The 24,852-nt window shown below is 62.4% G+C and carries 28 protein-coding genes and 1 pseudogene; 15 read left to right on the forward strand and 14 right to left on the reverse strand.

The window, feature by feature from the left end:
* Position 1: 1 nt before the first annotated feature.
* The 7 genes and pseudogenes from F2982_RS14695 to F2982_RS32035 all read right to left on the reverse strand — a co-directional run.
* Positions 2–1,372 (reverse strand): MFS transporter, encoded by a 1,371-nt coding sequence (locus F2982_RS14695; RefSeq protein ID WP_203430078.1) that lies wholly within the window; start codon positions 1,370–1,372, stop codon positions 2–4.
* 93 nt (positions 1,373–1,465) lie between these two features.
* The gene (locus F2982_RS14700; RefSeq protein WP_203428246.1) at positions 1,466–2,482 is read right to left on the reverse strand and encodes an amidohydrolase family protein; all 1,017 of its coding nucleotides are present in this window, start codon (positions 2,480–2,482) and stop codon (positions 1,466–1,468) included.
* Between the two features lie 34 nt (positions 2,483–2,516).
* Complete coding sequence (locus F2982_RS14705) at positions 2,517–3,209, reverse strand: class II aldolase/adducin family protein (RefSeq protein WP_203428247.1); 693 nt, start codon at positions 3,207–3,209, stop codon at positions 2,517–2,519.
* An 85-nt stretch (positions 3,210–3,294) separates the two neighbouring features.
* On the reverse strand, positions 3,295–3,888 hold the full coding sequence (locus F2982_RS14710; RefSeq protein WP_203428248.1) for a hypothetical protein: 594 nt from the start codon (positions 3,886–3,888) through the stop codon (positions 3,295–3,297).
* 37 nt (positions 3,889–3,925) lie between these two features.
* Entirely contained in the window at positions 3,926–4,906 is a 981-nt protein-coding gene (locus tag F2982_RS14715; protein ID WP_203428249.1) for a flagellin, read from the reverse strand.
* 110 nt (positions 4,907–5,016) lie between these two features.
* Positions 5,017–5,451: a LysR substrate-binding domain-containing protein gene (locus F2982_RS32170; RefSeq protein ID WP_348652518.1), complete on the reverse strand. Its 435-nt coding sequence runs from the start codon at positions 5,449–5,451 to the stop codon at positions 5,017–5,019.
* Positions 5,439–5,900 (reverse strand): annotated as a pseudogene (locus F2982_RS32035) (LysR family transcriptional regulator); the annotation flags it as partial. The gene F2982_RS32170 and the pseudogene F2982_RS32035, both read right to left, overlap by 13 nt.
* Before the next feature lie 183 nt (positions 5,901–6,083).
* Between F2982_RS32035 and F2982_RS14725 the strand changes: the two are divergent.
* Positions 6,084–6,860: a class I SAM-dependent methyltransferase gene (locus tag F2982_RS14725; RefSeq protein ID WP_203428250.1), complete on the forward strand. Its 777-nt coding sequence runs from the start codon at positions 6,084–6,086 to the stop codon at positions 6,858–6,860.
* 4 nt (positions 6,861–6,864) lie between these two features.
* Here the strand turns inward: F2982_RS14725 and F2982_RS14730 are convergent, their stop codons facing one another.
* A complete protein-coding gene (locus F2982_RS14730; protein WP_112719068.1) occupies positions 6,865–7,368 on the reverse strand; it encodes a TetR/AcrR family transcriptional regulator in 504 nt (167 codons plus the stop codon).
* A 102-nt stretch (positions 7,369–7,470) separates the two neighbouring features.
* Here F2982_RS14730 and F2982_RS14735 point away from each other — a divergent pair, with 102 nt between their 5' ends.
* From F2982_RS14735 to F2982_RS14775, 9 genes are all read left to right on the forward strand, one after another.
* The gene (locus F2982_RS14735) at positions 7,471–8,238 is read left to right on the forward strand and encodes an SDR family NAD(P)-dependent oxidoreductase (RefSeq protein WP_203428251.1); all 768 of its coding nucleotides are present in this window, start codon (positions 7,471–7,473) and stop codon (positions 8,236–8,238) included.
* 11 nt (positions 8,239–8,249) lie between these two features.
* A complete protein-coding gene (locus tag F2982_RS14740; RefSeq protein WP_112719093.1) occupies positions 8,250–8,591 on the forward strand; it encodes a carboxymuconolactone decarboxylase family protein in 342 nt (113 codons plus the stop codon).
* A 52-nt stretch (positions 8,592–8,643) separates the two neighbouring features.
* The gene (locus tag F2982_RS14745; RefSeq protein WP_203428252.1) at positions 8,644–9,756 is read left to right on the forward strand and encodes an FAD-dependent oxidoreductase; all 1,113 of its coding nucleotides are present in this window, start codon (positions 8,644–8,646) and stop codon (positions 9,754–9,756) included.
* A gap of 2 nt (positions 9,757–9,758) precedes the next feature.
* Positions 9,759–10,502: a glucose 1-dehydrogenase gene (locus F2982_RS14750; RefSeq protein WP_203428253.1), complete on the forward strand. Its 744-nt coding sequence runs from the start codon at positions 9,759–9,761 to the stop codon at positions 10,500–10,502.
* Positions 10,503–10,504: 2 nt separating this feature from the next.
* A complete protein-coding gene (locus F2982_RS14755) occupies positions 10,505–11,179 on the forward strand; it encodes a cupin domain-containing protein (protein ID WP_203428254.1) in 675 nt (224 codons plus the stop codon).
* 309 nt (positions 11,180–11,488) lie between these two features.
* Positions 11,489–11,698, forward strand: a complete 210-nt coding sequence (locus tag F2982_RS14760) for a cold-shock protein (protein ID WP_112719073.1) — start codon at positions 11,489–11,491, stop codon at positions 11,696–11,698.
* 110 nt (positions 11,699–11,808) lie between these two features.
* On the forward strand, positions 11,809–12,099 hold the full coding sequence (locus F2982_RS14765; protein ID WP_112719074.1) for a cold-shock protein: 291 nt from the start codon (positions 11,809–11,811) through the stop codon (positions 12,097–12,099).
* 28 nt (positions 12,100–12,127) lie between these two features.
* A complete protein-coding gene (gene rpsU / locus F2982_RS14770; RefSeq protein ID WP_112719075.1) occupies positions 12,128–12,370 on the forward strand; it encodes a 30S ribosomal protein S21 in 243 nt (80 codons plus the stop codon).
* A 47-nt stretch (positions 12,371–12,417) separates the two neighbouring features.
* The gene (locus F2982_RS14775; protein WP_112719076.1) at positions 12,418–12,624 is read left to right on the forward strand and encodes a hypothetical protein; all 207 of its coding nucleotides are present in this window, start codon (positions 12,418–12,420) and stop codon (positions 12,622–12,624) included.
* 35 nt (positions 12,625–12,659) lie between these two features.
* Here F2982_RS14775 and F2982_RS14780 read toward each other — a convergent pair whose 3' ends face one another.
* Positions 12,660–13,094 carry a hypothetical protein gene (locus tag F2982_RS14780; RefSeq protein WP_203428255.1) on the reverse strand — a complete coding sequence of 145 codons (435 nt, stop codon included), beginning with the start codon at positions 13,092–13,094 and terminating at the stop codon, positions 12,660–12,662.
* A gap of 387 nt (positions 13,095–13,481) precedes the next feature.
* Between F2982_RS14780 and F2982_RS14785 the strand changes: the two genes are divergently transcribed.
* From F2982_RS14785 to F2982_RS14795, 3 genes are all read left to right on the forward strand, one after another.
* On the forward strand, positions 13,482–13,874 hold the full coding sequence (locus F2982_RS14785; RefSeq protein WP_203428256.1) for a FliM/FliN family flagellar motor switch protein: 393 nt from the start codon (positions 13,482–13,484) through the stop codon (positions 13,872–13,874).
* 104 nt (positions 13,875–13,978) lie between these two features.
* Positions 13,979–14,167 (forward strand): hypothetical protein, encoded by a 189-nt coding sequence (locus F2982_RS14790; protein WP_112719079.1) that lies wholly within the window; start codon positions 13,979–13,981, stop codon positions 14,165–14,167.
* Positions 14,168–14,363: 196 nt separating this feature from the next.
* Positions 14,364–15,128 (forward strand): hypothetical protein, encoded by a 765-nt coding sequence (locus F2982_RS14795; protein ID WP_246777453.1) that lies wholly within the window; start codon positions 14,364–14,366, stop codon positions 15,126–15,128.
* Between the two features lie 23 nt (positions 15,129–15,151).
* Here F2982_RS14795 and F2982_RS14800 read toward each other — a convergent pair whose 3' ends face one another.
* Entirely contained in the window at positions 15,152–16,261 is a 1,110-nt protein-coding gene (locus F2982_RS14800; RefSeq protein WP_203428257.1) for a helix-turn-helix transcriptional regulator, read from the reverse strand.
* A 259-nt stretch (positions 16,262–16,520) separates the two neighbouring features.
* On the opposite strand from F2982_RS14800, the gene F2982_RS14805 reads away from it, so the two are divergent.
* Positions 16,521–16,736: a DUF6719 family protein gene (locus tag F2982_RS14805; protein WP_112719081.1), complete on the forward strand. Its 216-nt coding sequence runs from the start codon at positions 16,521–16,523 to the stop codon at positions 16,734–16,736.
* A gap of 60 nt (positions 16,737–16,796) precedes the next feature.
* Here F2982_RS14805 and F2982_RS14810 read toward each other — a convergent pair whose 3' ends face one another.
* Positions 16,797–17,267, reverse strand: coding sequence for a nucleoside deaminase (locus F2982_RS14810; protein ID WP_203428258.1), 471 nt, complete (start codon positions 17,265–17,267; stop codon positions 16,797–16,799).
* A gap of 248 nt (positions 17,268–17,515) precedes the next feature.
* Between F2982_RS14810 and F2982_RS14815 the strand changes: the two genes are divergently transcribed.
* The gene (locus F2982_RS14815) at positions 17,516–20,731 is read left to right on the forward strand and encodes a class I SAM-dependent methyltransferase (protein WP_203428259.1); all 3,216 of its coding nucleotides are present in this window, start codon (positions 17,516–17,518) and stop codon (positions 20,729–20,731) included.
* A gap of 88 nt (positions 20,732–20,819) precedes the next feature.
* Here F2982_RS14815 and F2982_RS14820 read toward each other — a convergent pair whose 3' ends face one another.
* The 3 genes from F2982_RS14820 to F2982_RS14830 are packed head-to-tail and all read right to left on the reverse strand — an operon-like array spanning position 20,820 to position 24,583.
* Positions 20,820–21,881 (reverse strand): HD domain-containing phosphohydrolase, encoded by a 1,062-nt coding sequence (locus tag F2982_RS14820; RefSeq protein ID WP_246777454.1) that lies wholly within the window; start codon positions 21,879–21,881, stop codon positions 20,820–20,822.
* Between the two features lie 6 nt (positions 21,882–21,887).
* On the reverse strand, positions 21,888–24,083 hold the full coding sequence (locus F2982_RS14825) for an ATP-binding protein (RefSeq protein ID WP_203428260.1): 2,196 nt from the start codon (positions 24,081–24,083) through the stop codon (positions 21,888–21,890).
* Complete coding sequence (locus tag F2982_RS14830; RefSeq protein ID WP_203428261.1) at positions 24,083–24,583, reverse strand: molybdopterin-dependent oxidoreductase; 501 nt, start codon at positions 24,581–24,583, stop codon at positions 24,083–24,085. The genes F2982_RS14825 and F2982_RS14830 overlap by 1 nt, the downstream gene beginning before the upstream one ends.
* Positions 24,584–24,852 lie beyond the last annotated feature (269 nt).

Raw genomic sequence — 24,852 nt, forward strand, 5'->3', positions numbered from 1 at the left:
ATCAGTCGGCGTGCCGTGTGCGGCGGCTGACGAGATCGTCACCGGCCTGCGGGGGCAGGCGCCAGAAGGTGATGACGCTGGAGGCGGAGACCAGGCCGACGACGGCGAAGGCGATGTGGAAATCCGACAGCAGCAACCCGCCGCCATGCATGCTGCTGGTGATATCGAGCGAGGCACCGGCGACGGCGACGCCCATGGCCATCGACACGCGCTGGGCGACCGCATTGATCGCCGTCGCCTGGCCGGTATCGGCCTCGTCGACATCGCCGAAGGACATGGCGCTGATGCCGGAGAAGGCCATCGAGCGGAGAATGCCGCCGACGAGCAGGCAGGCCATGATCACCCAGATCGGCGTTCCCGGATGGAACAGGGCGTTGATGCCGAGCAGCACGGCGGAGATGAAGGTGGTGACGATCAGGATGCGGCGGAAGCCGAAGAGCGCGAAGGTGCGCGCCGCGCCGAATTTCGAGCTCAGTGATCCCACGGCTGTGATGAAGGTCACCATGCCCGACTGGAACGGCGTCAGGCCGAAGCCGAGCTGCAGCATCAGCGGCATCAGGAAGGGAAGGGCGCCGAGCCCCATGCGGAAATTCGAGGCGCCGACGATCGAGGCGCGGAAGATCGGATAGCGGAACATGCGCGGATCGAGCAGCGGATGCTCGGTGCGTTTGGCATGCCAGAGATAGGCGATGCCCATCAGGATGCCGATGGCGATCGTCGTATAGCCGTAATACATCGGCAGCGCCGGCAGGCTGACGACCGAGATGCCGAAGACGAAGGCGCTGAAGCCGATGCCGGAGAGGAAGAAGCCGGTGAAATCGAGCGGCTTCGGTTCACGCGGCTCGACCGGCGGCAACAGCCGGGTGACGAGGATGATGCCGGCAATGCCGATCGGCACGTTGATCCAGAAGATCCAGTGCCAGCTGAGGTAGGTGGTGAAGAAGCCGCCGACCGGTGGGCCGAGGATCGGGCCGACCAGTGCGGGAATGGTGAGCCAGGCGAGCGCATCGACCAGCTGATGTTTCGGCGTGCCGCGCACCAGAAGCAGGCGGCTGACCGGCGTCATCATCGAGCCGCCGGCGCCCTGCACCAGCCGCCAGAAGACGAAGGCGCCGATCGAACCGGAAAACGCGCAACCGATCGAGCCGATCATGAAGACGCCGATGGCTATGCGAAAGATATTCAGCGCCCCGAAACGATCCGACATCCAGCCGCTGATCGGAATGAAGACGGCAAGCGCCACGAGATAGCTGGTGACGGCCAGCTTCAGCGCGATCGGCGATGTGCCGATATCGGCGGCGATTGCCGGCAGGCTGGTGGCGATGATCGTCGAATCCATCCGCTCCATGAAGAGCGCGATGGCAAGAATGATCGGCGTGAGACGAGGCAAGGGCATTGACCGGTAAATGATGCGCGGCCGTTATAGGACGCATTGCGGCCGCGCACCAGTTCAACTTCTCGCGGGTTATCTGCCCTTCAGCCCGAACAGGGCCTCGGCATTGCGGAAGCAGATCTTTTCCATGTCTTCCTTGGGAAGATCGAGCGAATTCAGGATCTTCAGCGTATCGCGGATATAGCCCGGACCCTTTTCCGGGTCGAAGGGCGAATCCGAGGCGAAGAGGATGCGGTCGCTACCGTAGAACTCCAGGCCGCAGATGGTAGCGGCCTTCGAGCCGAAGACGGCGGTGTCGGCGTAGAAGTCCTTGAAATAGTCGAGCGGGCGCTTCTTCAGGCGCTTCAGCACCAGCGTCAGATCCTCGTCCGTCGTGCGCTTGCCGAGCTGGTCCCAGCCGGGGCCGACGCGTCCTTCGAAATAGGGCACCATGGCGCCCATGTGATGGGCGAGAACCTTCAGGTCCGGCAGGCGGTCCATGAAGCCGGAGAAGACCAGGCGGGCCATGGCGGCGCTGGTCTCGTAAGGCCAGCCGAAGGTCCACCAGATCTCGTATTTCGATTTGTCCTCGGTGGCGTAATCGGTCATCGAGGCGTTGCGCGAGGGATGCAGCAGCACCGGCTTGTTGTGCTTGGCGGCGACCTCGAAGATCGGGAAGAAGCGCTCCTCGTCGAGCGGCGCGCCGTTGACGTTGGTGTGGATCTGCAAGCCGTTGGCGCCGAGTTCGGTAAAGGCGCGCTCGGCTTCGCGAACGGCGGCCTCAGGGGCGTTCATCGGCAGGGCGGCGACGAAGCCGGCGAAGCGCTCCGGGTATTTTTCGACGAGCTCGGCCTGGCCGTCATTGGCGATCCGGGCAAATTCGGTCGCGAGTTCCGGGCCGCCCATGGCTTCGAGCGGCGGCATGCCGAGCGAGATGACCTGCCGGTAGTCAGGAAACTCGTCCATGACGCGGAAGCGGGTTTCGAGATCGTAAATGCAGGGCACGCCCTGCATGCGGCGGCCGATATCCTTGCCGGCGCCGTCGAGCTTCTGGATACGGTCCCAGAGCGCCTTCGGGAAGAAATGGTTGAACGCATCGATATAATACATCGGACTCCTCCTAAGTCGTATGTGTATGGCCGGCTCAGCTGCGCTTCAGGCGGCGGACGAGATAGGCGAAGGTCGCCTTGAACATCTCGTCGCGGAACATGTGCTTGCGCTTGGCCTTGATATCCTCGGGCTTGCCGAGCGCCTTGGCGCCGCCGGCAGCCTCGACCCACAGCTGCATCATGCAGGCATTCTCGAGCGACAGCGCCAGATAGATCGCCTGCTCGATAGTAGGGGCGGCGGTGACGATGCCGTGGTTCTGCAACAGCATGGCGCCATGTTCGCCGAGGCAGGCGGCGACGGCCTTGCCGCGCTCGGCGGTGGTGATCAGCTCCGTGGTTTCGGAGAAGACCGGCAGGCCCTCGGCGAAGATCGAGCCCGGATGGCCGACCGGCTGCAGCGGCTTGCCGAGCGCCGAGAAGGCGGTGGCATAGGGCGCGTGGGTATGGACGACGGCGTTCAGATCGGGCCGGGCGCGCAGCACCTCGGAATGGATGTAGGCCTCGTTGTGGCGGCCGAACTCGCCGTCCACCTTCTCGCCGTCGAGATCGACGGTGATGATGTTGTCGAGGGTGATCTCCTCAAGGCCGAATTTCGACGGCTTCATGTAGAAGCGGTCGGGTTGCTCGGGAACGCGGATCGAGACATGGCCGCGCGTCCAGTCGCCCTGGCCGGCTGCTTCCAGAATGCGGCCGGCCTCGATCATCCGCTGCTTCAGGTCTTCATGCATCGTCTTGTTCTCCGAGGAATTGTCACACCGGATGCCGGTGCCGGACCAGGCCGGTTCGAATGCGGCGCCGCTGCCGTCGCAGGCGCTACACACGGTGCTTGTCGCCGCGCTTGCGGCCCTGCGAGATGTCGAGGAAGAGCTCCGACGGCGTGACCTTGCGGTCGATCAGGCCCTGTTGGTGGGCATAGCCGATCACCGTTTCCAGCGTTTTGGCGTTCTGCCCTTCGAGGCCGTAGGCCCAGGGATCGTCGCCCATGATCGCCTGCTGCTCTTCCCAGGCCTCGCGATACCAGGCGAGCGGCACGATGCGCGGGTTTTCCATGCGCTTCATGGCGATCTGCTTGGCTTCCTCGAAGGCGATGTAGAGGTTGATCGGCACCCAGGGATGGCGCTCGACGATCTCAGGGCGGATGCCCATCACATGCATGATCGGGAAGATGCCGGTGCGTTCGTAATAGGCGATCTCCTCGGCCTTGTAGTCCGGGAACAGGCGGCCGACGCGCGGGTCGCGCTTCTTGATCGGGGCGATCAGATCGGGATGCAGCAAGGCGTCGATCTCGCCGTCGACAAGCATCTGCTCGATCGACTTGTCCTCGCCGATCTTGTGCAGCTTCAGGCCGGAGGGAAGCTTGTAATCGACGTCTTCGTCGAGCTCCGAATACCAGGTGTTCCCCGACAAGAAGCTCGGCGGCGGGCAGGCCTAGGGCTGAGCCGGATCAGTTCCTGAACAGGCTCAGCAGGTTCTGTGGGGCGCTGTTGGCGATCGACAGCGACTGGATCGCCAGCTGCTGCTGCGTCTGCTGCGCCGTCAGCTTCGAGGATTCGTCTTCCATATCGGCATCGACCAGCCGGCCGACGCCGCTGTCGACGGAATCGGAGAGATCGTGGGCGAAATCCATCGACATCTCGACGCCCTTGCTGAGCGAGCCGATCGTCGAGGCCACAGCCGTCATCTGTGCTGTCATGCCTTCGACGGTCGCCAGCATGTCGTCGAGCTCGTCATCCGTCGTCGAATTGTCGATGGCGATATCGACGGCCGTTGCCGGGGCGGTGGCGCCCTTCAGCATGACGTAATTCTTGGCCGAGCCGACCTCGACCGCGAAGGCTTCGGTGGAGAGGATGCCGTATTCGCCCGAGCCGCCGTTATCGACGAAATACTGGACGTCGGTAGAGGTCCGGCGCGGCGGCGTATTGATCGGGTAGGAGACCGTTCCGACCCTGACCGTGCCGTCGCTGTTGCGGATGAAATAGGCCGGGATGCTTTTGTCGGCGGAGTCGGCGCCGGTGTTCCACGAGAGCCAGTTCTGGCCGTTGAACGAGGCGGAATCGGACGTCGACTGCAGCTGCTGCTTCAGCTGCGTCAGGTCTTCGTTGATCTTCGTCTTGTCGACGCCGTCTTCATAGGCGGCAACCAGCTTGGCCTTCACTTCCGACATCAGGTCGATCGACGAAGCGATCGCCGTGTAGGTCGTATCTAGAACCGCACCGCTGAGGCCGAGGGCGTCCTGAACCGCCGACAGAGCCTTGCTGTCGGAGCGCATCGTCGTCGCGATCGCCCAATAGGCGGCGTTGTCGGAAGCCTTTTCGATGCGAAGGCCGGTGGAGACGTGCTGCTGCGTTCCTGAAAGCGAGGCGTTGACAGAGCGCAGGGATTGGAGCGCAGCAATAGCCGCGTTGTTCGTGATGATCGACGACATCCGAAACCCGTAGAAATGAATTGTGGGGGAGGGAGATGCGTCATGCACCGGAGTGCGGTTCTTATCAGTTTGTTATGCTTAACAGTTGGTTACCGCTGCAATTTCAGATTTCACACCTCGCGTCTCGGCGCCGGATGTGTGGAGACAAAGTCCTCGGCTTCGGCGCGCAGCCATTCGCAGAAGATCACCGATTTGCGGTTTCGCCTGGCGCGGCGGAGCGCCACATATTCGTGGCCGCTGTCGATGAAGCCGAAGGGGGCGGCGAGCCTGTTGTCGCGGATATCGCCGGTGACATAGGGCCAGGGCGCGACACAGACGCCGAGGCCGGCGCCGGCTGCTTCCAGCATGAAATAGAAATGCTCGTATTCGACGCGCGGCCCGCCCTCGATGGCGATGCCGGAGCGGGTGAGCCAGTCGCCCCAGGCGCGGAGCCTGGTCTTGGTGTGCAGGACGGGAGGCCGCTGACAGTGGAGGCGAGCGATGGGGCGACGACGGGGCCGGTCTGCTCCGGAAAGAGCGGGATGACGTCGGCGCCGTCGGGCCAGGGCGCAGTGCCGACGCGGATCGCCACGTCGAAGCCGTCGCGGGAGAAATCGACGGGGCGGGACGAAGCGGTCAGCCGCACGTCGATGTCAGGATGTTCGGCCTGGAAGCGGTAGAGCCGGGGGATCAGCCAGCGCATGGTGAAGGTGCCGGGGCAGGAGACATCCAGCGCGCCGTCGACGGTATCGGCGACCGAACGGACCGACATGTCGATCTGGTCGAAGGCGGCAACGAGGCCGGGCAGCAGCGTCTGGCCCGCTTCGGTCAGGCGCAGCCGGTTCTTCGGTCCCTCGAAGAGCGAGACGCCGAGAACCTCTTCGAGATGCTGGATGTGGCGGCTGATGGCGCTGTGGGTGACGTTCAGTTCGTCGGCGGCAAGCGTCATGCGCCCGTGGCGGCCGGCGGCTTCGAAGGCGCGAAGCGCGTTGAGGGAAGGAAGGCGTCTTGCCATGTCACACTTCAGCTATGTGCGTTTTGGGAACAAACTCTGTTCGAGCTTATCGGTTTTCAGGCTGGAGATTATGGTGTTTTCTCTGGTTGCAACATTAAGGCAAGGCCGCAAAGCGCACAATAGTTCCGAAATGCCGCGGCATTCGGGGAGGGCGGAGCTTTGCCCACCAAGGGATTTGAAAGCATGAGCAACAGACATACGGATGGAAGTGCGGGCGACGCCAATTACGGCGTGATCGGCACCAATTACACGCAGTACCGCCAGCCGGATCCGCATATCGCCGCCTTCATCTGGAGCGCGCTCGGCGATGCCAAGACCGTGCTGAATGTCGGCGCCGGTGCCGGTTCCTACGAGCCGACGGACCGGGTGGTGACGGCGGTCGAGCCGTCGGCCTCGATGCGGGCGCAGCGCCCGGCCCGTCTTCCGGTCGCGATCGACGCGGTGGCGGAAAAGCTGCCTTTCGACGACAAGAGTTTCGACGGCAGCATGACGACCTTCTCCGTCCACCAGTGGCCGGATCTGAAGGCGGGTCTTGCGGAGATGCGCCGCGTGACGCGCGGGCCGGTCGCGGTGCTGAGCTGCGATCCGGACGAGCTGCATCGCTCGTGGCTGCAGGTCTATGCGCCGGAGATGATTGCCGTCGAAGCCAGCCGTTACCCGTCGCTGGCGTCGATCTCGGAAGCGCTCGGCGGCACGGTCGAGATCCGGCCGGTGCCGATCCCGCTGCATTGCACCGATGGTTTCAGCGAAGGCTATTACGGCCGCCCGGAGCGGCTGCTCGATCCCGGCGCGCGCCGTGCGAATTCCGCCTGGAGCTTCGTCGATCCCTCCATCGGCGAGCGTTTCGTCGAAGAGCTCGGCCGTGATCTGAAGCATGGCAGCTGGGACAAGCGGTACGGCGCGTTGCGCACGCAGCCCTTCTTCGAGGGTTCGCTGCGGCTGATCGTTTCCATGCCCTAAAGACTTAGGCGAGTTCCTTCGTCGCGTCGTCGAAGGAACTCGCATCGCCGAGCGCTGACGACATCAGCATGGCGCCTTCCAGGGTGGCGAGCACCTTCAGCGCTTCCTCGCGCGTCATGCCCGACGCCATCAACCTTTCGATGCCGACTTCGAAGAAGCGCTTCGCTTCCGCCGCAACCTCATCCGGCAGATCACGCGAGGCAGCGCCCAGCGCGCCGCAGAGGCACATGCGGCCATCTTCGGCAAAGGAACGCTGGAAGACGCGGCGCCAGGCGGCGACCGTGTTCAGGCCCGACGACTTTTCCGCCTCGACAGCATCGCCGAACCGATCCGTGTAACGATGGGCGACAGCGGCGGCGAGCGCCTCCTTGGTGGGGAAATGGTAGTGGACGCTGGCGCTCTTGATGCCGACTTCAGCGGCAATCTCGCGGAAACTGAATCCGTTATAGCCACCCTGTCTGATCATGCGCTCTGCGGCGTCCATGATTGCCTGCACTTTTTCCGACATTGTCACCTTCTCTCTATCTATTGATAGATAGGTCTTGAAATCTGTTAAAGCAAGCGCTAAGTGGTGTTGCCTATCTACTGATAGATAGATAAGGAGATAATCATGCGCTTTGAAGGTAAAGTAGTCGCGATCACTGGCGGCGGTTCGGGAATTGGCAAGGAAGTGGCGGCCCGCTTCGTCGCCGAGGGGGCTTCGGTCGCCATCAACGGCCGCGATCTCGCCAAGCTGCAGGCTGCCGCCAAGGAAATCGATCCTTCCGGCAAGAAAGTCATCGTTTCCGCCGGTGACATCGCCAATCCGGCAACGGGCGCAGCCCTGGTTGACGCCGCCGTCAAGGCATTCGGCACGCTTGACATCCTCATCAACAATGCCGGCGTCTTCAACCCGAAGCCGTTCCTCGATCTCACCGAGGGCGACTACGACTGGTATCTGGACACGATCCTGAAGGGCAAGTTCTTCACCGCACAGGCTGCTGCCAAGGTGATGAAGGACAAGGGCGGCGTCATCGTCCAGACCGGCTCGATGTGGGCGATCCAGGCGATCGGCGCCACGCCGTCGGCTGCCTATTCGGCTGCCAATGCCGGCGTTCACGCCATGGTCCGCAACCTGGCGATCGAGCTTGCACCTTATAACATCCGCATCAACGCGGTTGCTCCTGCCGTCGTCGAAACCCCCGTCTACAACACCTTCCTGTCTGCCGAGCAGGTCAAGGAAGTGCTGCCGACCTTCGACGCCTTCCATCCGCTCGGCCGCAACGGCCAGCCGAAGGATGTCGCCGAGGCGATCCTCTTCCTCGCTTCCGAGCAGGCTTCGTGGATCACCGGCACGGTTCTCCCGGTTGATGGCGGCGTCACCGCCGGCCGCCAGTAAGGATGATGCAGATGATGGATTGGAACGGATATCGCGACGAACTGCTCGGCCGCGTCGGTGAACTCGGCAAGCTGACGCCGGATACGCTGCGTGGCGTGGTCTCGCTCGATCGCGCCGGCGAAAAGGCAAATCACCTCGGCCCGAAGATGCGTGAACTGATCGCGCTCGCCGTTGCCGTCACCACCCGCTGCGACGGCTGCATTGCCGTTCATAGCAAGGCGGCGATCGAGCACGGGGCGACCGAGGAAGAGATCGCCGAGGCGCTCGGCGTCGCGATCGCGCTTAATGCCGGTGCCGCTCTGACCTATTCCGCCCGGGTTCTCGACGCCGTCGCGGCCCTTCCGAACAAGTGACATCGAGGGGCCGGCCGCAATGCCGGCCCCTTTTCAACCTTCAGGAATGACAATGCAGACATCTGTTGCGATCATCGGCGGCGGCCTTGCCGGACTTCATGCCGCGAGGCTGCTTCACGCAGCCAATATCGACTTCCTGCTGTTCGAAGCCCGCGACCGGCTGGGCGGGCGGATCTTCTCCGTGGACGAGACGGGCAGCGTTTCGGCCGACGGCTTCGATCTCGGCCCTTCCTGGTTCTGGCCGCAGATGCAGCCGACGATCGGCGCGCTTGTCGCCGAGCTTGAGCTGCCGGCTTTCGTCCAGGCAAGCGACGGCGACGTGGTGTTCGAGCGCATGTCGCGCGAGCCGCCGCAGCGCTATCAGGGCTACCGGCAGGAGCCGCAATCGATGCGGCTGACCGGCGGCACCAATGCGCTGGTGCGGGCGCTGACGGCGGAACTGCCGGAAAATTGCATCTTCCTGAGCCGCAAGGTCACTGCCGCCGCGCTTGGCGCCGATGGCGTGACACTGACCGTTTCGAATTCTACCGGCGGACAGGAGAGTGTTCAGGCCGGGCATGTGATCTTTGCTCTGCCGCCGCGTTTGCTTGAGGCGACCGTTTCCTTCTCGCCGCCGGTTTCGACCGCCATGGCCTCGCGCTGGCGCCAGACGGCGACCTGGATGGCGCCGCATGCGAAATTCTTCGCGCTTTACGACCGCCCGTTCTGGCGCCAGGAAGGCCTGTCGGGAACGGCGCAGAGCATGGTTGGGCCGCTGGTCGAGATTCATGATGCGACGACCGCGACGGGCTCCGCCGCTCTCTTCGGCTTCCTCGGCGTCGGTGCCGACGAGCGCCAATCTATCGGCGAGGATCTGCTGACGCATGCCTGCGTCCAGCAGCTCGGCCGCCTGTTTGGCGAGAAGGCGCTGCAGCCGCGGGCAACGCTGTTCAAGGATTGGGCTGCCGATCCGGCGACCGCCACGAAGGCCGACCGCACTGGCGGCGCCCATCCGTCGCCCGACCGCAGGCCCTGGGTGGATGGCGCATGGCAGCCCTTCATCTCGCTTGCCGGAAGCGAAACCAGCCAGACCGATCCCGGCTATCTCTCGGGCGCGGTCGATGCGGCCGCGCGGACCGTTTCTGCAATCATCGGATCGCGGCGCGACGCCGCGAACAGGAGGTAACCATGCTGACAGGAAAGACTGCACTGATCACCGGCGGCTCCAGCGGTATCGGCCTTGCGGCGGCGCGCCGGCTGATCGCCGATGGCGCCCGTGTCGCCATATCGGGCACCGACGAGGCCAAGCTCGATATGGCGCGGCGTGAGCTCGGCGGCGAGACCGTGGCGATCCGCGCCGACGTGCGCTCGCTTACCGACCTGAAGGCGATGGCGAAGCAGGCGGCCGACGCCTTCGGCACGATCGACATTCTCTTCGCCAATGCCGGTGTCGCCTATGGCACGCCGATTGCGACGACCGAAGAGGAGGCCTTCGACCGGCTGATGGACATCAACGTCAAGGGCGTGTTCTTCACCGTGCAGAGCGTGCTGCCCGTGATGGCCGACGGCGGTTCGATCATCCTCAACACGTCGTGGCTGAACAAGGTGGGCACGCCGGGGCGCGCCGCGCTCTCGGCCTCGAAGGCGGCTGTCCGCTCCTTTGCCCGCACGCTCTCGGCCGAACTCACCGAGCGCAAGATCCGCGTCAACTGCGTCAGCCCCGGGCCGACCGACACGCCGATCCACCATAGCGCCGGCCAGACGGCCGACGACTACAAGGCCTATACCGAGCGGGTCGGCGCCCGCGTGCCGGCCGGGCGTATGGGGCGCCCGGAGGAGATCGCCGCCGCGGTGGCGTTTCTCGCCAGCGACCAATCGAGCTTCATGCTCGGAACCGAAATACTTCTCGATGGCGGATTGGCGGAGCTTTGACCATGCGTATCAATGACGACCTGACGAAACCTGTAACCGTACATTCGGCGGCACTCGACTGGATCCCCAGCCCGGCGCCGGGCGTCGACCGCAAGATGCTGTTTCGCATCGGCGAGGAGAAGGCGCGCGCCACCTCGATCGTCCGCTATGCCCCGGGCAGCGCCTTTCCGCCGCATACCCATACCGGCGGCGAGGAATTCGTGGTGCTCGACGGCATCTTCCAGGACGAGCACGGCGACTATCCGGCCGGATCCTACATCCGCAACCCGCCGGGCACCTCGCATATGCCGGCCTCGGCAGGCGGCTGCTCGATCTTCGTGCGGCTCTGGCAATTCCGCGCCGAAGACCGCGACCAGACGGTGCGCCGCCCGGGCGAGGGCCGCAAAGATACGCCGCGCCCCGGCGCCGAGAGCGCTCTCATCCTCTTCGACGACGGCCGCGAGCAGGTGCGCCTCGAAGAGTGGCGGGCAGGGGCGGCGGTGACCGTCGACAATGCCGAAGGCCTGGAATTCCTGGTGCTGAAGGGGACACTGATTGTCAATGGCGAGCGGCTGGAACGCCTCGCCTGGGGCCGCCTTCCGGCAGGTACTACGCTCGCCGCAGAAGCCGGCGCCGATGGCGCGCAAGTCTGGATGAAACGCGGGCCGCTCATGCACGCGGATGTCTGCGCGTTTTGATTGCAATCCGATGGTCCCGGGTGCTACCCGGGACCGGGCGGGCGATAGAAGTCTGTTTTATCGCTGCTGCCTTTCCGGAAACGAAATCGAACGAAAACAACGAATTACGGGATAGAATTTTAAGCGGCGGCAAGTTTCTTGGGTCTTGTCGTTGCTAAATATTAAATTGACATTATATTGGTGTTATCGACCATTGCTTGTGACGTCGTCCAAGAGCGCTTTCGGCTCTTCAGATTTCCCTCCAAATAATCGATCTCATTCCGCAGGGTATCGCGGGAAAACACACGGTTGCTTTGAAAGGAAATCGTTATGAATACAGGTACAGTCAAGTGGTTCAACGCCACCAAGGGTTTCGGCTTCATTCAGCCTGACAACGGCGGCGCCGATGTTTTCGTCCATATTTCTGCAGTTGAACGCGCAGGCATGCGCTCGCTCGCAGACGGACAGAAGATCAGCTACGAAATCGTGCAGGACCGCCGCTCGGGCAAGAGCTCGGCAGATAACCTGCAGGCTGCATAATTTGTCAGCGCCTCGCGCGACCACGGATGTACTGGCGCGCTGAGACGATGACGGAGGAAGGTCGGGAGCAGTCCCGGCCTTTTGTTTTTTCACTTCATTCGGAGAATGGCATGGCAACCCGCCGCTATCAGCCGGGCGATAACATTGTCCTGAAGCCGGGGATATTCGCCGGTGGGCAGGCCTTTGGCGCCGGGCGCATCGTCTCCGTTCTGCCTGCCGCGCAGGGCCTCGTTCATTACCGTGTCAGGTTCCAGAACGAGAATTACGAGCGGAGCATCCGCCAGGACGATATCGACGTTCTGGCCTCGCCATCGTCGCTTCCCCCTGTGGAAACACAGGCCAGTGCGGAAGCCGCGACATCAAGCTGGATCAACGCGAATGCGATCCGGATCAGGAAATAACGGCCTTAAGGCCGATTAAGGAGACGTCTTGCAGGTACTCGTCCGCGATAACAACGTCGATCAGGCTCTTCGTGTGCTCAAGAAGAAGATGCAGCGCGAAGGCATCTTCCGCGAAATGAAGGCGCGCAGCGCCTATGAAAAGCCGTCCGAAAAGCGCGCCCGCGAGAAGGGCGAAGCCGTTCGCCGGGTCCGCAAGCTCGCCCGCAAGCAGGCGCAGCGCGAAGGCCTGCTGCCCGGCCCGAAGAAGAAAGTCGTGGCTCGCAGCCGCTGACATCAGTCAGCGTTCCGGCACTGGCGTTTCGCCGAAAGGGAGGAAGCATGAGCAAGACGAAAGACAATCTCTTCAAGCCCGAGAAGCTTTCGGCGCAGGCCAAGGCCGAACAGACAAACTCGATGGCCAAGGAAATCATGGCCAGCGAGCTCCTCGACCGGCAGAAGAAAACGGAACGGCTGCGGGCGCTGCGACTGGCGCAGCCCGCTCCCGAAGAGCCGGCCAAGAAGACGCGCGGCGCCAAGAAGGCCTAAGTCTCAGCGTCCCAAATGGCGCTTACGCGCAATGATCAGGCGGCCGTCTCCGGCTGCCTGATGCGCGCCTCTATGACGCGGACCGAATGGCCGCGCAGCTTTTCCAATGTCGTCATCGGGAAGGTGATCTCTGAAAGCGCCCGGATGAAGCTCGTCTCCTCGGGCTTCGAGAAGCGCACGAAGAGGCTGCCTTCCTGCGCACGCACGCGGGCGCAGGTCAGGAAGATCTCGAACTTTCCAAGACAGAGATAGAAGTGATCGGTCAGCAGCTCGATATTGCGCGCCTGCAGCACGGCTGCGGCCTCGCTGATGCTGACGATGCGCACCTGATGGGCGGCAAAGGATTTCACGCCTTTGACCGGGCAGAGCGCCCGCGCGACGAGATTGACTCTGGTAAAGACCGGCTCGGGATTATCCCCGGCGAAGGCCAGCCGCGACAGGTAATTGCGGTGAGTGCTGGAGCTCAACATGAAATGGCTGCTGAAAAGAAATTAACGAATTCTTAACCATGTAGCTCCCGTCCCGCGAAAAGGCAACGCGCAATGCGTGTGGCGCCTCGCAAAGATGTTGATGGCATTTGGTGTGGCTGGCGCGCCTCGCAATCACCAAGTGAGTCGGGCAGAGATTCGCGCGGCCGGAACCCACAGGGCATAGCCGGCGATGCCGGATCGGCGCCTCCGGCCCTCATTCTGTTTCGATATGGCAAGCTTCCGGGCGGTTCATTGTGGACCGCAACCATCTGTTAACGCTGATGTCTGGCGGAAAATCGTTTTTGGCTGCGGCGCGCCATCCGCCCGTCCTAAAATCATCGCGTGCCGACCGGCCGACCGGATGCGTTTTCCTTAAGATGGTGCTTTATGTCTAATATTTCCGATGATTTGCCGCCGTTTGGCGAGGCTCCCGCCGATGGCGGAGCGGAGAAGAACGATCCCGTTACGGAGCGGTTGCGTCAACATGAGGCAAACCTGCTGTTCTCGGCGGTGCCGCCCGAGGTTCTCGCGGCTGCCGGTCCTGATCTCAGGAAGAAGGTCGACGATATCCCTGTCGAGATCGAGGTGGTGATCGGTCGCGCGCGCGTTTCCGTTGCCGAGCTGATGCGGGTCGATCCCGGCCACAGCTTCAGGCTCGACAGCCGCTTCGGCGGTCCGGTCGAACTGCTCGTCAACGGCCGGCTGATCGGCCACGGAGAGATCGTCGCAGATGCCGACGACAATGTCATCGGCGTGCGGATGATCCGCATCGCCGGCTGATTTTCATTTCGCATGGGGGCGAAGGAATGGGCCATGAGGCCTGGAATGCATGCCGGACGGGATAGCGGGGGCATCCGGCAAGAAGGAGGCTGCAAGGAGACATCATGACGATGAGAGCCTGCATTATGACTGAAAGCCATCTGAAGACGGTGCTGGAAATGCTGCGCGACAAGCCGGAGCTGTTTTCGGCGAAATCGCTGATTGAGGCGGCATTGGCGGAGGTGGAGACCGTAAGGCAGAACCAGGCCGCGGTGTTTCGCCGGGCCGGAAGCCGGAGGATGCGAATGGGGTGAGGGCGAGGACCGCATGGCGGCGCGGCGCGCGCGATCGCGCTCCGCCCTCCCTGTAAACCAGGTGTAAACCTTAGCCGAAGCGCAGCTCTGCCGGTCTGCACCACCCCGGACCTTGGGCCGATGTGCGGCGTCCCGGCCGGCGCTAACCTCCGCTCGACTCGAACAAAGGTTCGACGCGAGATTCAGGAGGATCACCATGCGCATTCGAATTCTGGCATCCGTTGCCGCTCTTTCCCTGGCCGTGGCGGCCAGCTCTGCCGGCATGATCGGCTTCGACACCGTCGCCTTCGCCAAGGGCGGCGGTAATGGCGGTAATGGAGGTGGTAATGGTGGCGGCCATGGCGGCGGCAACGGTAACGGCGGCGGCAATGGCAATGGTGGAGGCAATAGCGGCAGCCACGGAAACAGCGGCTCGCACGGCGCATCGTCGCAGAGCGGCTCGAAAGGCAAGTCGCAGGCGGCCAAGAGCAAGGGCGTGACCGACGACACCGACGCGACCGAAGATACGGACGTTGCCGGAACCAAGCCGGCAACGGCCTCCCAGCTTGCCGGCCTGAACTCGCTGAAGCGCAGCTACAAGGCCTATCTGCACACTGCGGACCCGAAGATGAAGGCGATCGCCGCCTATGCCACGGCCTATGCGCAATATGAACTCGACAACGGCACATTCCCGGCCGCCGACGACCCCGAACTCGGCGACGCCGCCCTCGAAGCAGCGCTCGCCTCGGCAACCAAGACCGGCACGATCACCCCTGCCGCGCTCGACAAGGCCAAGACGATCCTCGGCGTCGGAGAGGCCGACGGCAAGATCGACCAGATCCGGGGAACGCTGGAGAAGACCGAGGTGGTGACACCGACGGACCCGGCGGCGCCAGCCGATCCAGTGACGGATCCGGTGGTGATGACGGATCCGGTAACGCCGGCAGAGCCGGTGGTCGAGCCGGTCGTGACGGCGCAGTAAGGTTCTTCGGGCGAGGGCGGCCTTCAGCTTCCGAGCAGAAGCGCCGCCAGCGCCACCTGCGAATTGACCCCGAGCTTGGAATAGATGCTGCGCAGGTGGGTGCGGACCGTTTCGTAATGCATCTGGCAGGCTGTCGCGACTTCGCGCGGGGTGTTACCGGAGGCGACGCTGAGCGCCACCTTTATCTCGGTGACGGTCAGCTTCGACGTTTCCATCAGGGCGCTACGCCTGTCCTTCAGCGGCGCGGCGACCATCGGCTCGGCAATGATCGCGACGGTCGGTCCCTCCATGAACTCGGTGAAGGCGCTGGACTGAATCCGCACCATGGTCAGCCGGTAACTGCTGTCTGCGCCATCCGCCTGGACGATTGCCGTATAGGGCTCGCACTGCCCGTCGTTCCGGGACGCCAGGCGCTCGAAGGCGGCTGCTGATTTCTGGCAGCGGATATCGAGCCGCCCGCCGGTCGTCATGTGAAGCGGAAAACCGGCGGCGAGGATTTGCGCCGCCGTGTTGTTCGACCAGCGTAATCTCTTCTTTTCCGAGACATAGAACAGCCCGGCGCCGATACTGTCGAACAGGGTCTTCAGCGATTGATTGTCGGGGGCGAAAAGATCGCGCTTACGGATGAAATCGAAGGCACGTCTGAGATGCGGTGCGAGCACGGTGTAGCGCTCGGCCGCTTCCCTGTTGCGCTCGGGATCGGCCGATGACGTCGCAGTCGAGAGGATGAAGGTGCGGGCCTTCTCGCGAATGATCGAGACGCCGATGCTGGTTTCGCAACCGGCCTGCCGCTTGAGCCAGTCGTTGTAGAATTCGGTCCTCACCAGATTGTTGCGCGTGAAGATTTCGTCGCCGCACAGGCCGCGGCCGACCGGGACAAGCCCCATGCGCGGAATCCAGGGGTTTACCGATGCGAAGTGGCTGCTGAACGTCTCGACCTCGCCCGCCGAGAAACCCGACATATAGGGCACATGGGCAACCGGGGAGGCGAGGTCGTGATAATGCAGCGCGGCCTTGCCATCCGGCGAGGTCTTGGCCACGGCATCGAGAAAATCCTGCCAGCCGCATTCGCCGAACAGGCTTGCATAAATCATGTCGATCAACTGAACGGACACGTCGGCTGGCTGCTGCATTTCCCATCCCGGATTTGATCAAGAAAAGAACACGCCTCGGTTGTCGCAGATCGCAAGGCCGTTGAACAGTCCTCCTAAAGGCGATGCTGATATGTCCGCCCGGGCAGCCGGCGCGACAGCCGCAGGAGGCGGTTTCTCTATACTCCAGGTGGAGCATGCCGGGCGGGGGAAGGGGTTGTAAATCCTGAGACGGGCGGGGTTGACGGCCGGACATCGGATCCGGCTGCGGTTCCCGCCGACCATCGGGAAAGGGGACAACATGAAACTCAGATATCTGCTGACGGTTCTTCTGGCCGTCGGGTTGGCCAGCTGCCAGACAATCCTGAAGCAGGAGCCCGCAAAGGGCACGCTGGCGACCGGCAAGAAGGTGCTTGTCGACGACGGCACCTGCCCGGCCGGACAGGTGAAGCAGGTGACCGGCTCGACGCCCGGAAATCCGCGCATCAAGGAATGCGTGCCGATGCCGCAGGGCTGAGCGCGGCGAACTAAACGCGGGGAGGTCCGGCGGGCCGGATTTCCCCGCTGCTTCGAGGGATCAGATCTTGCCCAGATGCTTCGGCCAGAATGCCTGATGAACGGCGGCCGCTTCTTCCTCGATATGCGGGCCGATCACCGTGACAACGCGCGCGCCGGTTTCCAGGATCGCCCGGCTTGGTACATCGAGGCCGATCCCGGCAATCTCGCCGAGCCGCGTTTCCGAGCAGGCGAAGACCATCCGGCCGATACCCGACCAGTAGATCGCGCCCGAACACATGGCGCAGGGTTCAGTGCTTGTATAAAGCGTGCAATCGGCGAGCGCCTCGGCGTCATAGTGCTGCGCTGCCAGCTTGATCAGGTTCAGCTCGGCATGATTGGTCATGTCGCGGCCGGTGAAGACGCTGTTCTCGGCCCTGAGGATGATCTTGCCATCCTTGACCAGCAACGAGCCGAACGGCTCGTCCCCATTTGCCACCGCGGATTTCGACAGCGCGATCGCCTCGCGCAAAAACGGCTCATGATCTTCCATCAGGCAGTCCCCCAAAGGCTGAAGCCGGCCGATCTTAGCGCGGATCGATGAATTCTAGAAACGCCGGTGTCTGTCTCACGCAACCTAAGCGCAACAGGCAGGCGCAAGCTAATCTCCGTACCAACTATGCCCCAAGTGGCGGATCTCCCGAAAACGGGTGCCGAGTCGATAGAGGCTGGCATCCGATCGTGCGGGCGGCGCCTTCGTAGAGTGCGTCAGGTTCAATTCGATAAAGCAGGGCTGGTTGAATGAAGATGGAATTTATGTCGTCCTATGAATACAGCCAGGACGAGAATGTGTGGCGCCGCCCGGGCAATAGCCGGCCTTTTTCCTATTCCGATGGCGATGAAATAGAGACGCGTCTTTATAATACCATCCGCAATGCGCGCGACCGGTCGATCTTCTCGGCGGAAATCCAGAATGCGGTGAGCGACTGGGCCTCGCTCTATCATCTGAGCTCCGAGCGCGCCAATCTGCTGCGCCCGATCATGAAGCACATCCAGGGCCCGGTTCTGGAGATCGGAGCCGGTTGCGGTGCCGTCACGCGGTTCCTGGGCGAATCCGGTCTTGAGGTGGTCGCTCTCGAAGGCAGCCCCCGCCGGGCCTCGATTGCCGCCGAGCGTTGCCGCGGTCTCGACAATGTCAGCGTCGTCGTCGATCCCTTCCAGGATTTTGCTTCCGACCGCAAATTCAAGACCGTGACGCTGATCGGCGTCCTGGAATATGCCCGCGTCTTCTTCTCGAAGGAGCAGGGGCGCGATCCCGTCGATCTCATGCTCGAACATGCGGCGCGCTATCTCGAGCCCGATGGCGTGCTGATCGTCGCCATCGAGAACCAGCTCGGCCTGAAATATTTCGCCGGTTTCCCGGAAGATCATCTCGGCGAGCCGATGCTCGGCATCGAAGATCGCTACATGTCGCGCGGCGTCGTCACCTTCGGCAAGGCGGAGCTCGGCAAGCGCATCGGCCGCGCCGGCTTCAAGCATCAGGAATGGTGGTATCCCTATCCGGATTACAAGCTGCCGGTTTCTGTTCTCAGGGGCGATGCCTTCGTTGCCGATATGCCGGTGGATTTCTCCGGCCTCATCAACGCGGCAGGCAAGGCCGACGCGCAGACGCCGGCGGTCAAGACATTCACGACGGATTTTGCCTGGAGCGCGGTGGTTCGCAACGGCCTGGCCGGCGAACTGGCGAACTCGTTCCTCGTCGTCTCCTCTGCCAGCGAAATCGCCGGAGATGGCGTCTTCGGCTATCACTACGGCCTGCCGCGGGCGCCGCAATACCGCACGGTCGTCGAGTTCGGCAAGGACGGCGAGGGCTATTATGGCGATCGCAAGAAGCTGCTGGCCGAGGGCGGGGCGCCTGCCGATGCCAGGTTCGCGGTCCAGCTGAAGCGCGAGCCGCTGATTGCCGGACGGCGGTGGAAGGACGAGCTGCAATATATCGTCGGGCGCAACAACTGGCCGCTGTCAGACCTCGAAAGCTGGACGCAGGTCTGGTGGGATGCGGTGAAGGAAGAGGCGGGCCTGGCGCGCAATGCGCGGCTGAATGCGAGCGCGCCGGTCTCCGGGGCTCTGCTGGATGCCACGCCCCGCAACATGATGTTCGATGGCGAGGCGATCCGCTTCGTCAATCTCGGATGGGTTGCGGGCGAGACGATCGAGCTCGGCTATCTGCTGTTCCGCGGCCTCTATGATGCCCTGTCGGCGCTGACCTTCTGCGAGAAGCCGCAGCCTGCGCTGAAGATGGATATCCGCCAGTTCCTGGCGATCGCCACGCGCGCCGCCGGCATGCCGCTGTCGGACGATAGCTGCGCCAGGTACCTCGCGCTCGAAGAAGCCTTCCAGGCGGAAATAACGGGCCGCCGCGTCAAGCTGGATGCCGCCGCACTCCTCGGCAAGGTCATCCCGCCGCGGCAGAACGCCTACGATCTCCTCAGAAACGGTGGCAGCATCATCGAGGCGAAAGACCGGGAAATCGCAAGGTTGCTGGCGCTCGTCGATGCACAGCGGGCAGTACCCGTCGGCGGCGTACAGATTGCGCAGCCCGGCAAATCGGCCAAGGTCGCCTATTCGATCGCGGTCGACAATCATCCGAAGTTCGTGTTCCAGGCCTATTACTGCGCCAAGTCGCTCGTCGAGTTTGCCGGTGCCAAGCCTGCCGATATCCATGTGCAGTTCACGCCGAGCGTTTCGGACGATCTGGTGCTGATCTTCTCGGAAAAGGGATATCGCACGCATCGCCTCGAAGCCTTCGGCGACAAGAAATACTGCAACAAGATCTCGCAGCTCGATCCGTTCGGCCAGGAGGATTTCGACTATCTCGTGCTGCTCGACGCGGACACGATGGCACTCGGCGATCTCTCGGAGCTCGCGACCGGCACGGCGCTGAAGGCGAAGGTCGTCGATACGCCCAATCCGCCGATCCCGGTTCTGCTCGAAGTGGCCCGTGCCGCACAGCTGCAGTCGGTCGGCCCGAAATTGCCGGCTGACAACGGCACGGACGAAACCTTCCGGGGCAATTGCAACGGCGGCGTCTATGTCATTCCGAAGCCGCTTCTTTCCACCGTGCGGACCGAGTGGCGCAAATGGGCGCTGTGGCTGCTTGCCAATCCGGAACCGCTGCAGCGCGCCGGTCGGTCGGAAAATGTCGATCAGGTGGCGATGTGGCTGACGATCACCGCCGGCAACCTTGCCTACGAGCCCCTGAGCTCGAACTACAATTACTACGGCCATGTTCCCGGCCACCACGGCTATGCCGAGCCCGGCAAGCCGATCAGGATCCTGCATTATCACGAGCACTGCGTGAACGATCAAGGGCTGCTCTCGCCGCGCTGCGACATGAAACCGGTGGTGCATGACGCCTTCACCAAGGCGAACACGCTGATCCGCGCCGAATTCCGCAACGACCTGTTCTGGAACCTTCGCTACAAGGTCAATCCGCAACGCGGCTCCGGCGTCGGCTCGCGCGGCGAAAACCTGATCTACAAGCGCAAGCTGCTGATCGACAACGGCGTCGAACAGCTCGGCAGCGTTCTCGATATCGGCTCGGGCGATCTTGAGGTGGTCAAGGCGCTCGATATCAAGACCTATCTCGGTCTCGACCGCTCGCAGGAAGCGATCGATATCGCCAAGGCTTCAAAGCCGGAATGGGGCTTCCAGGTCTTCGACCTTAAGCGCCATGCCGACACCATCCCGCTGCACGACGTGGTGATCTGCATGGAAGTGCTGATCCACCAGGGTGACCCGGAGGTCTACCGCGCACTCGTCGAATTCGCCGCATCGCGCACCGCCAAGCGCCTGATCATCTCCGGCTACGAAGTGCGCCACGGCCACGTCGACAGCAACTACCTCGTTTTCTTCCACGAGCGCCTCTCGGAGACGCTGCGGAAGACCGGGCGGTTCAGAACGATCGAGCTCGCCGGGAACCACACGGATGTGGCGGTGTTCCGGTGTGATGTTTGAGGTTTGCTGAGGGATGAGATGGAAGCGGCGCCGGGAGTAGGGCGCCGTTTCTGATTTTGCGTGAAGCAAATGCTCACCGGAGCAGGCGTCAGGCCGTCATCTGAAAGACGGACGAGCTATCCTGCAACGCCTCACGGGCGGCTAGAATGGCGGGCAACGCCTCTTCAAAGGCGCGAACGCATTGCGGATCGAACTGCGTGCCTGATTTCTCGCGGATATGGTCGACGGCCTGGCTCACTGACCATGCTTCCTTGTAGGGCCGTGCGGAAGTCAGCGCATCGAAATTGTCGGCGACAGCCACGATTCGTCCCGATATCGGAATTTCGCGACCGGCGAGGCGGCGCGGATAGCCTTGACCGTCCCATCTTTCGTGATGACTGGCGGCGATGGTTGCGGCCAGTTGGAGAAGGCTGGATTTTGACTCGCGCAGGATGTCGCAGCCGAGAAGCGTGTGCTTCTGCATGGCCGCGAACTCCTGCTCTGTGAGCTTACCCTTTTTCAACAGAACCGCATCCGGGATGCCGACCTTGCCGATATCGTGCATGGGGGCAGCAAGGCGGATGTCGGAGCATTCTTCGGCAGGAAGGCCGAGCGCGCGAGCGATGAGCTGCGAATATTCGCCGACGCGCTTCGTGTGAAGACCTGTCTCTGCATCCTTGAAGCTGGCCGCGATCGAAAGGCGATCGATGATCTCCTCCTCGCGCTCGCGGATCTCGCAGGTTGCCTTCTCGACCTCTTCACGCAGCCATTCCGCCTTGTCGGCCAGCTTGTTGCGCGCATCGACAAGGGCGATGAGGTTTTTCATTCGTGCCTGGAATTCGAGCGGGTTGACCGGCTTGTTCAGGAAATCGATCGAACCGGCATCGAGACAGGCCATGCGGGTCGCCATGTCGGTATCGGCCGTGATCATGACCACGGGCTTGCCCTTGTAGCGCTCGAACATCTCGATCTCGCGCAACAGCTCAACGCCGTTGTAGCCCGGCATCTGATAGTCGATTACCGCGATATCGTATTCCAGCTTCGGCATTGCTGCGAGGACATCGGAAGGGTCCAGAAACGGCACGGGTTCGCAGGACGGAAGCTTCGCAACCAGTTTTGTCAGCAGCATAAGATTGGTCTGATTGTCGTCGACAAGAAGGATCCGCATCATTGCTCCTTATGCGGCATAGGATTGCCGCCGTGTGTCCACCGCCCGCTTGATGTCGAGCAGCTCATTTGTATCAACTGGGACTTCCCGCAGCCGCTGGGCACGGTCGGCGATGTCCTGAAGGCCGACATTGCTGGCTGCGCCCTTCAGGCTGTGAAGCATCCGGTCCAGAGACCTGGCATCGCCATCCTTCAGAGCGAGCGACAGTTCGCCGAGAATGGAAGCCGCATCCGAAAAGAAGCTGTCCAGAAGTTCGGCAAAGCCGTCTTCTCCGAGGACATCCGTCAGCTCTTTCTGCCGCAGGTTGATGTCGCTCACATCGTCCACGGGGGGACGCAGCGCCGCCACGTCGCCCGTCTTCTGTTGCGCGATCACCGCGGCAAGCTGTGCCAGTGTCAGCGGCTTTGATTGAAAGTCCGACATCCCGGCTTCCACGCAGAGGCGGTGATCGTCATCAGACGCATTCGCCGTCATGGCGACAATCGGAACGGTGCAGGCCGGAGCGCTCATCTGCCTGATCTGCAGCGTCGCTTCGATCCCGTCCATGTTCGGCATCTGCATATCCATCAGCACGAGATCGAATGCCTGTTCCGACATTGCCTTCACGGCTTCGAGGCCATCGTTTGCAACGACGAAATCCTGGTGCAGATGGCGAAGAAATCCGGCGGCGACCTGCTGGTTGACGGCGTTGTCCTCGACAAGCAGAACCCGCAGGCGTGGCAGATCATCGATGCCGATGCTGCATGACCGGCTGGCGGTCGCCCGTTCCGGGCCCCGGGCGACCGGTTCTGCGGGGATTTCGAACCAGAAGGTGCTGCCTTCATTGCGGACGCTCGTGACCCCTATGGTGCCGCCCAAAGCGTCGATGATTTCCTTGCAGATCGTAAGCCCGAGGCCAGTTCCCCCGTATTTCCGGCCGATTGTCGCGTCGACCTGGGAGAATGGCTTGAAGAGCTTTTCCTGTCCTGCCGCATCGATGCCGATTCCTGTATCGCTGACAGCGAGCCGGATCACCGGTGCGCCATCCGCCATGCTCTTGGTCATCTTGAGGACGACGGCGCCGCCGGAGGTAAACTTGACCGCGTTGCTGAGCAGATTGAGCACGACCTGACGAATGCGCGTGGCATCGGTCACGATCAAGTCCGCTTCGTCGAAATCGTCGATGTCGGCAACAAGCGTATCGCCGTTTTCGGCAGCGCGATCCTGCATCATCTCAACTGCGCTCGTAATCACCTCGACAATGTTTGCCGGTGCCAGACTGACATCGATGCGGCCGCTTTCCATCTTGGCGAAATCAAGGATCTCGTTCAGGATCTCAAGCAGGGCTTCGCCAGACCGGCGGATCGTCTGCACGCCGGCCTTGGTCCGTTCCGGAAGGCCGCCAAGCTCCAGCAGTTCGGCAGTGCCGAGAATCGCATTCAGCGGCGTGCGGACTTCATGGCCCATGGTCGCCATGAACTGCGATTTGGCGCGATTGCCGGCTTCAGCGCTGGAATAGGCCTCACGCAGCTCCCGCACCAATCCCTCGAAAACAAGGCCTGCCGAGCGAACCGACTTGAGCTGGCGCCGAAGGCTGAACACGAGAAAGCCGACACTGGCGGCAAGCACCACGGTCAGCCCGCCGGTCTTGAGCTGCAGCATCTGCAGCGCGTCTCGCGCCTCGGCACGGTCGGTGCTTACCTTGTTGTTGACCTGGGTGAGCAGCGCTTCCGTGTTCTTCACAAGCGGCGCCATGTCGTCGGCAAAATGCTGGAGCCGGTCCCTGTCGACGTCGGCTCCTTTTGCCAAGGCGTCGAACCATGACGTTTCGGACATGACCAGCGGCTCGATTTTCTTGACGATCTCCTCAAGTTGAGGGTCCTCTGAAAGCCGCAGGTCAAAATTCGCCCGCTTCAGGATGCTCATGCGCGAGTATAGAATGTCGTATCGGGTGGAAAGTGCCTTGGCGGCTTCCAACGAAAAGTCGCCGGTTGCAAGCATGATGTCCGCTTCCTCATTCAGGCGGCGTGCTTCCCGGTCGAGCTGATAGACCGACCAGAGCGCGTTCTCGCGCACGCCATCCTGAAGAGCTTCGTATCGTTGATAGATACCCGACATCAGATAGATGAGCCCGATCAAAAGAACGGTCGCGAAGGCCTGGAGCAGTGCCGTCGCCTTGCTGACCTTCCTGATCACGTCACCGTTTGCGCGGGCGCCGTCGGGCATCACTTCACCTCGATCGCCTTGATCTGCCACACTGAACGCGAGAAGTATTTCTCGTTATAGAGCGAGCCGTCCTTGTCGAAGGGATAGACCAGGAAGACGGGCCCCTTGTCACGAACGGACATGACCTGGCCGTCCATGCGCGTCGCCAGCATCGTGTCGAGCTTCGTGGCATCGTCAAAAGGTACGTCTGCAGCGTAATCGTTCAGCGCCACCAGCTTGAGATCGGAGCCATGCGCACCTGCAGCGTCGAGGACTGCGCGGAAAAGCGGCCCCGAGAATTCGACCTTGCCGGTTGTCCAGGGCGTCTCCATGCTGCCCGAGCGGCCTTGCAGCGCCTCTAGCATCTGCAGGTCGAACTGCGCGGTACCATCGACATTGGGATGATCGAGCTTTCCGGTGATCGTCAGGATGACATCCCCCTTGGGAGCATCCAGCGCGAATGAAGGCATGGGAAGGAGGGCGACGGCGGCGAATGCCACCGAAGTGAGAAGCTGACGCATGTAAACACCTTGAAAAATCAGCGGCTTTTGGCGCTGGATGTCACGACGGCATGCCTGAAAGGCGGCGTCCTATGGCTGCAACCCACGCGATGCGTAGCAGGACATAGCCGACATCATGTCGGCCTAGGCAGTGATGCCCGGACACCCCAAAACTAGGGGTCATTCCCTCACATTTCGTAAATCTGATAAAGCAAAGTCTAAACAGGACCCCATTTCTGGGGTGCGAAGGAAAAACATCGTTAAGAATAGGCTCAGCCTTAAGGTGAACG

Source organism: Rhizobium sp. BG4, from assembly GCF_016864575.1.
GTDB lineage: Bacteria > Pseudomonadota > Alphaproteobacteria > Rhizobiales > Rhizobiaceae > Rhizobium.

Coding starts and splice junctions, on each gene's coding strand:
- F2982_RS14700 (WP_203428246.1), bottom strand. CDS start 2,482: ATGTATTATATCGATGCGTTCAACCATTTCTTCCCGAAGGCGCTCTGG.
- F2982_RS14705 (WP_203428247.1), bottom strand. CDS start 3,209: ATGCATGAAGACCTGAAGCAGCGGATGATCGAGGCCGGCCGCATTCTG.
- F2982_RS14715 (WP_203428249.1), bottom strand. CDS start 4,906: ATGTCGTCGATCATCACGAACAACGCGGCTATTGCTGCGCTCCAATCC.
- F2982_RS14725 (WP_203428250.1), top strand. CDS start 6,084: ATGAGCAACAGACATACGGATGGAAGTGCGGGCGACGCCAATTACGGC.
- F2982_RS14730 (WP_112719068.1), bottom strand. CDS start 7,368: ATGTCGGAAAAAGTGCAGGCAATCATGGACGCCGCAGAGCGCATGATC.
- F2982_RS14735 (WP_203428251.1), top strand. CDS start 7,471: ATGCGCTTTGAAGGTAAAGTAGTCGCGATCACTGGCGGCGGTTCGGGA.
- F2982_RS14740 (WP_112719093.1), top strand. CDS start 8,250: ATGATGGATTGGAACGGATATCGCGACGAACTGCTCGGCCGCGTCGGT.
- F2982_RS14745 (WP_203428252.1), top strand. CDS start 8,644: ATGCAGACATCTGTTGCGATCATCGGCGGCGGCCTTGCCGGACTTCAT.
- F2982_RS14750 (WP_203428253.1), top strand. CDS start 9,759: ATGCTGACAGGAAAGACTGCACTGATCACCGGCGGCTCCAGCGGTATC.
- F2982_RS14755 (WP_203428254.1), top strand. CDS start 10,505: ATGCGTATCAATGACGACCTGACGAAACCTGTAACCGTACATTCGGCG.
- F2982_RS14760 (WP_112719073.1), top strand. CDS start 11,489: ATGAATACAGGTACAGTCAAGTGGTTCAACGCCACCAAGGGTTTCGGC.
- F2982_RS14765 (WP_112719074.1), top strand. CDS start 11,809: ATGGCAACCCGCCGCTATCAGCCGGGCGATAACATTGTCCTGAAGCCG.
- F2982_RS14775 (WP_112719076.1), top strand. CDS start 12,418: ATGAGCAAGACGAAAGACAATCTCTTCAAGCCCGAGAAGCTTTCGGCG.
- F2982_RS14780 (WP_203428255.1), bottom strand. CDS start 13,094: ATGTTGAGCTCCAGCACTCACCGCAATTACCTGTCGCGGCTGGCCTTC.
- F2982_RS14785 (WP_203428256.1), top strand. CDS start 13,482: ATGTCTAATATTTCCGATGATTTGCCGCCGTTTGGCGAGGCTCCCGCC.
- F2982_RS14790 (WP_112719079.1), top strand. CDS start 13,979: ATGACGATGAGAGCCTGCATTATGACTGAAAGCCATCTGAAGACGGTG.
- F2982_RS14795 (WP_246777453.1), top strand. CDS start 14,364: ATGCGCATTCGAATTCTGGCATCCGTTGCCGCTCTTTCCCTGGCCGTG.
- F2982_RS14800 (WP_203428257.1), bottom strand. CDS start 16,261: ATGCAGCAGCCAGCCGACGTGTCCGTTCAGTTGATCGACATGATTTAT.
- F2982_RS14805 (WP_112719081.1), top strand. CDS start 16,521: ATGAAACTCAGATATCTGCTGACGGTTCTTCTGGCCGTCGGGTTGGCC.
- F2982_RS14810 (WP_203428258.1), bottom strand. CDS start 17,267: ATGGAAGATCATGAGCCGTTTTTGCGCGAGGCGATCGCGCTGTCGAAA.
- F2982_RS14815 (WP_203428259.1), top strand. CDS start 17,516: ATGAAGATGGAATTTATGTCGTCCTATGAATACAGCCAGGACGAGAAT.
- F2982_RS14820 (WP_246777454.1), bottom strand. CDS start 21,881: ATGATGCGGATCCTTCTTGTCGACGACAATCAGACCAATCTTATGCTG.
- F2982_RS14825 (WP_203428260.1), bottom strand. CDS start 24,083: ATGCCCGACGGCGCCCGCGCAAACGGTGACGTGATCAGGAAGGTCAGC.
- F2982_RS14830 (WP_203428261.1), bottom strand. CDS start 24,583: ATGCGTCAGCTTCTCACTTCGGTGGCATTCGCCGCCGTCGCCCTCCTT.